This is a genomic window from Bradyrhizobium sp., assembly GCF_049581145.1.
Classification (GTDB): Bacteria; Pseudomonadota; Alphaproteobacteria; order Rhizobiales; family Xanthobacteraceae; genus Bradyrhizobium.
This window is the reverse complement of sequence record NZ_JBAURI010000641.1, coordinates 1-1844: the sequence shown is the minus strand read 5'-3', so window position 1 is coordinate 1844 and position 1844 is coordinate 1. Positions and strand designations below refer to the sequence as shown.

At 64.3% G+C, this 1844-nt stretch carries 4 protein-coding genes; all 4 read left to right on the top strand.

The window, feature by feature from the left end; translation table 11 throughout:
* The first annotated feature begins 111 nt into the window (after nt 1-111).
* The gene (locus tag WCB02_RS21120; RefSeq protein ID WP_423961083.1) at nt 112-579 is read left to right on the top strand and encodes a RidA family protein; all 468 of its coding nucleotides are present in this window, start codon (nt 112-114) and stop codon (nt 577-579) included.
* A gap of 14 nt (nt 580-593) precedes the next feature.
* Nucleotides 594-1346 carry a glycerophosphodiester phosphodiesterase gene (locus WCB02_RS21115; protein WP_423961082.1) on the top strand — a complete coding sequence of 251 codons (753 nt, stop codon included), beginning with the start codon at nt 594-596 and terminating at the stop codon, nt 1344-1346.
* Nucleotides 1347-1352: 6 nt separating this feature from the next.
* Nucleotides 1353-1493 (top strand): hypothetical protein, encoded by a 141-nt coding sequence (locus WCB02_RS21110; protein WP_423961080.1) that lies wholly within the window; start codon nt 1353-1355, stop codon nt 1491-1493.
* Nucleotides 1480-1844, top strand: a 365-nt coding sequence (locus WCB02_RS21105; RefSeq protein ID WP_423961085.1) for a peptidogalycan biosysnthesis protein, incomplete at its 3' end; no start/stop codon positions are given. The genes WCB02_RS21110 and WCB02_RS21105, both read left to right, overlap by 14 nt.

Sequence of the window (1844 nt, the reverse complement as noted above, 5' to 3'; positions counted from 1 at the left end):
GGAAAGCCATCGCCAAGCCCTGCTCGCTTGCATGAGAGAATGCGATGCGCGAAACAGGGCGGACTCGATAGCAATCGATGTTGAAATCATCCAGACCAAGCGAGGACGAAGATGGCAGGTACGGTTGAACAGAAACTGGCGGAACTGGGTATTAAGCTGCCCTCACCCGCGGCTCCCGTGGCGAATTACGTCGGCTTCGTCCGCACCGGCAACCTGCTGTTCGTGTCCGGCCAGGTCTGTTTCGACGCGCAGGGCAAGCTGATCGCCAAGGGCAAGCTCGGCGCCGGTGTCACCGTCGAGCAGGGTAATGCGGCGGCGCGCGGCTGCGCCATCAACCTTCTCGCCCAGATCAAGGCCGCGGTCGGCGATCTCGACCAGGTGACGCGCGTGGTCCGGCTTGGCGGCTTCGTCAACTCGGCGCCGGATTTTCTCGACGGACCCAAGGTCCTCAATGGCGCGTCCGATCTGATGGTCCAGGTTTTCGGCGACAAGGGCCGTCATGCCCGCACCACGGTCGGCGTCGCATCGCTGCCGGCGGACGCGTCTGTCGAGGTCGAGGGACTGTTCGAGGTATCGTGAGGCGGAGACGGCTGTTGCGCGCACCGGACTGGCTGACGGCGCGGCCGGTGGCCCACCGCGGCCTGCATGATGCCGCACACGGCATCATCGAGAACATGCCGGGCGCGGCAGAGGCCGCGGTCGCCGGCAATTTCGCCATCGAATGCGATATCCAGCTCACCGCCGATGGCGAGGCCATGGTGCATCACGACGACGAGCTTGGCCGGCTCACCGACGGCCGGGGCCCGCTGCTTGCGAAAACCACAGCCGAGCTCAAGGCGGTGGCGTTCAAGGGCACCGCCGAGCGGATGATGACGCTCTCCGATCTGTGCAAACTGGTCGCCGGCCGGGTCCCGCTGGTGATCGAGGTGAAGAGCCATTTCGATCGCGATCGCACCCTGGTCCAACGCATGGCCGAGGTACTGTCGTCCTATCCGGGTGCGGCGGCCGGCATGTCCTTTGACCCGGATCAGGTCAAGGCCTTGCGCGAGTTCCTGCCCTTGCGCCCGCGCGGCATCGTCGCCGAGCGCCATTATACCGAACAGGACTGGCCGGAGGCATCGGCTGGCCAGCGCCGCGAAATGACGCATCTGCGCCACTTCCTGCGCACACAGCCGGATTTCGTCGCCTACGGGGTCAACGAGTTGCCGTCAGCCGCGCCCTGGATCGCCCGCAATATTTTCGGCTGCCCACTCCTGACCTGGACTGTGCGTACCCAGGAGCAGCGTGTCCGCGCGGCGCGTTATGCCGACCAGATGATTTTTGAGGGATTTCGGCCGGACGCGTAACGCGTCGTGTTCCACGAGGTGAAGCGGCGAGCGGCGACAATCGGGCTGATCGCCGGCGCCGTGACGGCAACTGGCCTTGAAGTCTTCGCTGCAATGCACGATCTTGAAGAAGCGGGTCAGACAAAAATCCTCGATGGCGTCATCTGAAATTACCCTCGAAGCGGTGCCTTCCGTCGGCGACGTCCCGGCCGAGGACTGGGATGCCTGTGCCAATCCGCAGGCCGATCCCAAACATGCCAATGACTTGGACGCGCTCACCTCACCGATCGCCGCAGCCGATTCCTGCATTCATTCAAGAAGCGCCTATAACCCATTCGTCTCGCACGCGTTTTTCTCCAGCCTGGAATCCTCTGGCTCGGCCGTGGCACGGACCGGCTGGGGGCCGCGGCATCTCTTGGCGAAGGTGGACGGCCGGATCGCCGGCATCGTCCCCTGCTATCTGAAATCGCATTCGCAGGGCGAGTACGTGTTCGACCGCGGCTGGGCCGATGCCTATCA

Excerpts from the sequence above, each read along its gene's own strand:
- WCB02_RS21120 (WP_423961083.1), top strand. The coding sequence starts at position 112 with ATGGCAGGTACGGTTGAACAGAAACTGGCGGAACTGGGTATTAAGCTG.